Raw genomic sequence first — 6726 nt, 5'->3', positions numbered from 1 at the left:
ACTTTGTTATGCGTTTATGCGTTTATGCGTTTATGCGTTTATGCGTTTATGAGCTTAGCTGGTAAAACACGCAACAGTTCTGTTTACTGATAACGCTAGACTTTAACCCCATGAATCAATAGGTTTCTTGGCGTAATACTGCGTTCACAGAACTCTTCAATCGAAGCTTCATAACCTTGTTCTTGCAGATAGATGGCACGATCTAAAGCCAACCATATCTCCAATGGTCGTCTAAAGACTTGTTGTACTAAGCTCAACTTCTCCATTTCCCAGAAAAGCGTCTCACCTTGGGCCAAATAGAAATCAAAATCGACGTCTGAGCCCAGTGATACTTTTTTAACTTCAGATGCCCAGCGGCAGAATGATTCAAAACCCTTAGATAGCTCTGATTTTTTAATGCTTGGCACCGGAATGTATTCGTCGATATGTCGTTCAGCTTTGAGCAGTTTGCTGAAGCCCAAACGATAACTCATCTCTAGTTGGCGATGTCTCTTTACTCTTTCACCACCAGTGACGGTTTCTTGAAGCGGGATTCTTAAGTCGCTTTTGCTCAACGTTAGTGCTGAACCTTTGGCCACGGTAGACATAGCTTGATACACATCGCCTCGAATAAGGTGATAACAACAAGGTGAAATTGTTACCGCCGATAACCCATGTGAAACAGACTTTTTCACCAGTTCAACATGCAGATCACCACAAGCATGGAGCGCGACAGCGTGTTGATCAGAGTTAAATACGCCATCTGCTTCCTCTGAAAACGCGTCACCTTGGACAAAGTGCATTTCTAATTTCTGGTCGTCTGCTACCTTTTGTCCGCTTTCACATAACGATTGTTGCCATTCAAAGCTAGTGACCTTTTGATCTGATTGTTGAGATAAAATTCGGCCCAGAAAACCTTTGCCAGAACACCACTCTAGCCACTCTTTACCATGATGGTGTTCAAGTGCAGCCTCTCCCATCGCCACGATTTGTTGCAGCTTTCTGCCGGGAATACCATCAGCAGTACCACGTGGGAGGTCTAATCCAACCAAAGCCGTGTTATCAAACTGGATATTTTGGTTAGCAGCATCTAATCGAGGAAGGAAGCGAGTCAGTTCCTCGACCAAAAGCTGAGGCTGCTCTTTTAACGTTTGAATGCGCTCAATACTCAAACCTTCTAACCAATCGACAAGTGGACGATTCACATCTTTCCATGGTTGATGGTGAGTTTGGCATAGATGAAAAGGCTCCGAACGCCAATAGACTTGGTGCTCTAACAAGAATGAGTCGAGTATTGTAAATCGTGAATGCATGCTTCCCCCTATGATGCGAGGATTGTAGGGGTATGAGGCCAAAATGGAAAGGAAGGATACAAATCGAGGCTATAGGGACAGGCTATCAGTAAATAATACCAATCACGGAAAGTCAGTGAACAGAAGTAGCGCAGGTAAAGGCTTGAGAACAAGGCAGCTCTGTTCGGCAAGTCGTTTCGATAAGTACTTATTCTGCAATCAAAAGTTCTAACAACGTTATCGAGCGTTTTAACAAGCTAGGGTGACCAGTTATTTACTACGATTGGTATAAACCAAAACCGAGTTCAAATGAAAACGGCCTGTAAACAGGCCGAATAGGAATCGAATTAAAGACTGTGCCCCTTAGCGAACAGGCAGGTCGATGTCTTTAAACATCTCTTCGATTTCTTCATTCGATTTCAAAGAAATAGCTTGTTCAACCACAGGACGAGTTAAGTGCGGTGCAAAACGCTCCATAAAATCAAACATGTAAGAACGCAGGAAAGTGCCTTTTCTAAAGCCAATGCTTGTGGTGCTCGCACCAAATAGGTGGCTCGCATCAATAGCAACCAAATCTGTATCTTGTTCGTGGTCAATCGCCATACTTGCGATTACACCAACTCCGATCCCCATACGAACATAAGTTTTAATTACGTCTGCATCCGTTGCGGTAAACACAACTCGCGGTGTTAATCCTACTTTGTTGAATGCAGTATCAAGCTCAGAACGGCCAGTAAAACCAAATACATAAGTCACGAGAGAATAAGCAGCAAGATCTTCAATCGAGATAGTTCGTTTTTGCGCAAGAGGATGATCTTTAGTTACGACGATTGAACGGTTCCAGTGATAACAAGGCAGCATAATTGCATCTTGATAAAGGTGCAGCGCTTCCGTTGCAATCGCAAAGTTCGCAGTCCCTTTAGCGACCGCTTCTGACATCTGGCTTGGTGTACCTTGGTGCATGTGAAGCGACACTTTTGGATAACGTGCCGTGAAACCTTTAATCACATCAGGGAGCGCATAACGAGCTTGAGTATGAGTGGTTGAAATATTCAATGTGCCCATCTCGGGATGAGTGTGCTCACCCGCGACTGCTTTAATACTCTCTACACGTGCCAAAATCTCTTGAGAGATACGAATAATATCCTCACCGGCTTGTGTAACCTGAGTTAAATGCTTACCGCTACGTTCAAAAATCTGAATGCCTAGCTCGTCTTCAAGTAACCTAACTTGCTTACTAATACCGGGCTGAGATGTATACAAACTCTCTGCTGTCGCTGAAACATTTAGGTTATGGTTTAGAACCTCAACAATGTACTTCAGTTGCTGTAACTTCATATCTAACCTCGTAATCCTTTACTCATTTCTGCGCTAACTTATTTGCAAATAGAGCTTTATAGTCTCGTGTAATATAATTAATAGTTATAACGCTTCGAGAACCAAAATGACAGAAATAATGAGTTTTTCTAGCTTAACAAACAAAAACATCACTAACGCTTTGCAACCCACACCTCATTCTCATACATTAGTTGGTAAGTTTTGATTGCCGATTGTGCTCAACAAGAGATAATCAGAAATTGCAATTTACGAGTGCCGATACACAATGGAATCGTGTATCCTCTCAAGTTAGCTATAGAAAACAACAAGCAGACACAAATATATGAATATTGGTTTAATAATCGCCTTAGTCGCCGTTCTTTTGGTGTTGGTTTTAGGCTACAACATCATGCTTCAATACAAAGTTAAGGTAGAAACAGCGAAGAAACAGGAAGCTTCTCGTTATCTAACCATTATTGACGGAACAGAAGAGTTGATTGGCAATGCTCATCACATGCCGTTTAGCCAAGATCTTCTTATATGCTTAAACAATCGAATTCTTGATGCGTTAGAAAACATGTATCAGCTCGATCCCAAAAACAAGCAGCTTGCCCAACGCATTGAAAGCGTAAAACAACAAATCACTCAGCTTAAAGAGAACTACCAAGGTGGTGAAAGTACTACCTTCCGTGTTCCAAGCAGTGACAAACAAGCGATCATGATGCTGAAGTTAGTTAAGCGCCTACGTGATACGGTCCGTAACGAGCACAATAAAGGCCGCTTCGAGACTCAAGCTTATGTGGTTGAAAACGCTCGTTTAGAGACGATTCAAATTCGCATCAACATCGAAAATGTTATCAAGCGTGCAAACGACTCGATTTCTCGCGGACAGCCAGGCACAGCAATTCAGTTACTGCGTAAAGGTATCGACGCATTAGCAACTAAGAACGATTCATACTCTACTCAAGCGAAAGAAAAGCTTCAGCAGATGCTTAACGATCTTGATCAGAAGCGCCAAGATAAAAACGCGCAAGATTTACAACAGATCGAATCTAAAGAGCGTGACGAAGACATGGACGCCCTCTTCGGTCAAAAGAAGAAATGGTAACTGTCTAACGCAATACTTAAAGGCCGCTTATTTACATTAAATTAGCGGCCTTTTTTGTACCTGTTGAGTTTCCTTTCTCTGTATAGGGAGATCTCTTGAGCTGTGATAAAATCCCGCATTATCAACAAACTTGCCCTGACCATGTATCAAGAATTATTAGCTCCAATCCACTCTTTTCTTAAAGCTGAAACGCCAGATTCATGGATCGATGAAGCCAAAAAGCCTGAAAACCTTCACATCATTCTACGCGATCACATGCTTTGTGAGCTTAAGGCGGCACAGAGTGCTTTGTTCCTTATCCGCAAGTACGCAGTTGATAAAGAAAGCGCAAAGCAACTGAATGAATGGATTTTGCCCTACGAGCAATTTGCTTACCGTCGTATCGGAGACTTAGAGTCTCTGCGTGGTAAAAGCAACGTATCAAAGCAAATTACAGCGAAAGAAGGCTGCAATTACGGCGCTGACCTGATCGATAAAATGGTATTGCTGATCAAAGAAGAGCTGCATCATTTCTACCAAGTCATGGAATTGATGGTAAAGAAAGGCGTCACTTACCAACCGATTGAAGCGGGTCGCTACGCTAAGGGTTTAATCAAGCAAGTCAAAACTTACGAACCCGATGCTCTAGTTGATAAGCTCATCATCGGTGCGTTTATCGAAGCTCGCTCTTGTGAGCGTTTCGCTAAATTAGCTCCATTCTTGGAAGAAGATATGGAGAAGTTTTACGTGTCTCTGCTTCGCTCAGAGGCTCGACATTACCAAGATTACCTTGAGTTAGCAGAGCAGATCGCAGGGAAAGATATCTCAGAGCGTATTGCTCATTTCGCGCAAGTAGAAGCGGATCTTATCACTTCAGAAGACAGCGATTTTAAGTTCCATAGCGGCGCTCCGGTTTAGGCTAGGCAAGATAACTCAAGTCCAGATCAATTCAATGCCTCGTACACAAATGAAAAGGCTTCGTACACAAATAAGAAGGCCAGCAATTTGCTGGCCTTCCTTCTTATTCGAATAGCTTTCTGATGCAAACCTAAGCTAGCGTACCGTTGATCTCTGCAAGTACAGCGGCAGGATCTATCGCTTGAGTGATAGGGCGACCGATAACAAGGTAGTCAGAACCTGACTCAATCGCTTTAGAAGGCGTCATGATTCTCTTCTGGTCACCAACATCAGCACCTACAGGACGAATACCAGGAGTTACTAGCTTGAATTCTTGGCCAAGTGCACCTTTTAGCAAAGAAGCCTCTTGTGCCGAACATACAACGCCATCTAAGCCTGAGTTTTTAGTCAGAGATGCCAAGCGCATCACCTGCTGCTGTGGCTCAAGATCCAAACCAATACCCGCCAAGTCAGATTGCTCCATACTAGTCAGTACTGTCACGCCAATCAGCAACGGACGATCTTTACCATACGGTTCCAAAATTTCGCGAGACGCCGTCATCATGCGCTCACCGCCACTAGCATGTACGTTCACCATCCAAACGCCTAGTTCCGCGGCAGCTCGCACAGCTTTTGAACATGTGTTCGGGATGTCGTGGAATTTAAGATCCAAAAATACTGAGAAACCACGTTTATGCAATTCACGAACAAATTCAGGACCAAACAAGGTAAACATCTCTTTGCCCACTTTTAGACGGCAAGATGCTGGGTCAATACGATCAACAAAGGCTAACGCATCCGCTTGGTTATCATAATCCAATGCTACAATGATTTTTTGGTCGTTCATTTCATCTCCTAACGCAGTTAACTTTCTACAAAATATTTATACCAATCAGGCCATAAATAACAGTCATAAAAATGCAGCCCGAAAGCTGCAATTAATAATTTGGTCTTAAAATGACCACAAATCTATTCACCATCAAGCCCACGAATAGGCTTGATCGTTCCCCACCCCTTACATGAAGGGCAGTGCCAATACATTGAGTGTGTTGAGAAACCACACTGACGACAACGATAATGAGGCTTAACCTTAAGTTGTTCACCAACCATAGATTGAAGTGTGGTTAAGCTGTCTTTCGCACGACCTTCTTCTGCTTCCGCTAGGTGATAATCGATTAATCGATAAAAACCCTTCATGGTTGGATTTTTGACTAGCTGCTTTGTTAGTAGCTCTTGAGCAGAACCAACATCTTCATGGTGAGCAACCAATTGAGCGAGCATCAGTTCAGCGGACACACCAGCTTTATTCTGAATACAAGCTTTAAGGAACTCGACCAATTGAGCCTCTTGCCCAAGCTTGTGGTAACACTCAGCAAGGGTTGGCAACACCTCACTAATAAAGTCTATATCTTGCTCGAGTACCGATTCCAAACAATCGATTGTCTTTTGGTAGTCTTCGTTCGCTAAGTGGAACTTGCCTAGAGCAATGCTAGCACGGACACATTTAGGGTCTTCAGAAAGTGCCTTTTTGAAATGCTGAAGCGCTTTAGAACGATTACCATCGGCTTGCTCTTGCATCGCAAGTTCACACCAGAAATGTGCAACTGTCGCACGCATCTTCATTTTCTTCTTACCGAGCTTAACTAGGATATTTCCGTAATGAATAGCCTTGTTCCACTCTCGAGTTTGCTGATAAATAGCAACCAACTGTTGTAGAGCACCCTCTTTGTGATCGGGTTCTTCTACAAGCTGTTCAAAGATTTTTTCGGCACGATCAAGAAAGCCAGAGACCATATAATCTTTAGCTAATTGTTGTAGTGCGAGATTTTTCTGATCGAGAGTAAGCCCCGAACGAGAGATAAGATTTTGGTGGATACGAATAGCACGGTCGACTTCACCTCTAGAGCGGAACAAGTTGCCCAAAGCTAAGTGAGTATCGATGGTTTCATTGTCGACTTGAAGGAGTTCAATGAAGTGATCAACCGCTTTGTCAGACTGATCTGACAGTAATAGGTTCAAACCCGTCACGTATTGACGGGAAATCTGGTGTGATTGTTTCTGTTTTTCTTGCTGAGCATTACGATTACCCATATACCAACCGTAGGCGGCGGCAATAGGTAAGAGCAAGAACAGTAACTCTAACATCAAATAAGA

General features: G+C 43.1%; 6 protein-coding genes. 2 read left to right on the top strand and 4 right to left on the bottom strand.

Annotated elements, in window-relative coordinates:
• Nucleotides 1-95: 95 nt before the first annotated feature.
• The gene (locus H5300_RS11710) at nt 96-1292 is read right to left on the bottom strand and encodes a methyltransferase (protein ID WP_182796026.1); all 1197 of its coding nucleotides are present in this window, start codon (nt 1290-1292) and stop codon (nt 96-98) included.
• A gap of 342 nt (nt 1293-1634) precedes the next feature.
• The gene (cysB, locus tag H5300_RS11705; RefSeq protein WP_004734561.1) at nt 1635-2609 is read right to left on the bottom strand and encodes an HTH-type transcriptional regulator CysB; all 975 of its coding nucleotides are present in this window, start codon (nt 2607-2609) and stop codon (nt 1635-1637) included.
• Between the two features lie 322 nt (nt 2610-2931).
• Between cysB and H5300_RS11700 the strand changes: the two genes are divergently transcribed.
• The gene (locus H5300_RS11700; RefSeq protein WP_004734562.1) at nt 2932-3696 is read left to right on the top strand and encodes a hypothetical protein; all 765 of its coding nucleotides are present in this window, start codon (nt 2932-2934) and stop codon (nt 3694-3696) included.
• A 102-nt stretch (nt 3697-3798) separates the two neighbouring features.
• Nucleotides 3799-4593, top strand: coding sequence for a tRNA isopentenyl-2-thiomethyl-A-37 hydroxylase MiaE (locus tag H5300_RS11695; RefSeq protein ID WP_017080436.1), 795 nt, complete (start codon nt 3799-3801; stop codon nt 4591-4593).
• A 130-nt stretch (nt 4594-4723) separates the two neighbouring features.
• On the opposite strand, the gene pyrF is transcribed toward H5300_RS11695, so the two are convergent.
• Together pyrF and lapB are read right to left on the bottom strand one after the other, a co-directional pair.
• Entirely contained in the window at nt 4724-5419 is a 696-nt protein-coding gene (pyrF, locus tag H5300_RS11690) for an orotidine-5'-phosphate decarboxylase (RefSeq protein ID WP_017078954.1), read from the bottom strand.
• Between the two features lie 122 nt (nt 5420-5541).
• Complete coding sequence (gene lapB, locus H5300_RS11685; protein WP_004734543.1) at nt 5542-6717, bottom strand: lipopolysaccharide assembly protein LapB; 1176 nt, start codon at nt 6715-6717, stop codon at nt 5542-5544.
• Nucleotides 6718-6726 lie beyond the last annotated feature (9 nt).

Origin of the sequence: Vibrio sp. SG41-7, assembly GCF_014164465.1 — a bacterium.
In the GTDB taxonomy this organism is placed as follows: Bacteria; Pseudomonadota; Gammaproteobacteria; order Enterobacterales; family Vibrionaceae; genus Vibrio; species Vibrio splendidus.
The sequence above is the reverse complement of the archived record's forward strand: the minus strand, read 5'-3'. Positions and strand labels throughout refer to the sequence as shown.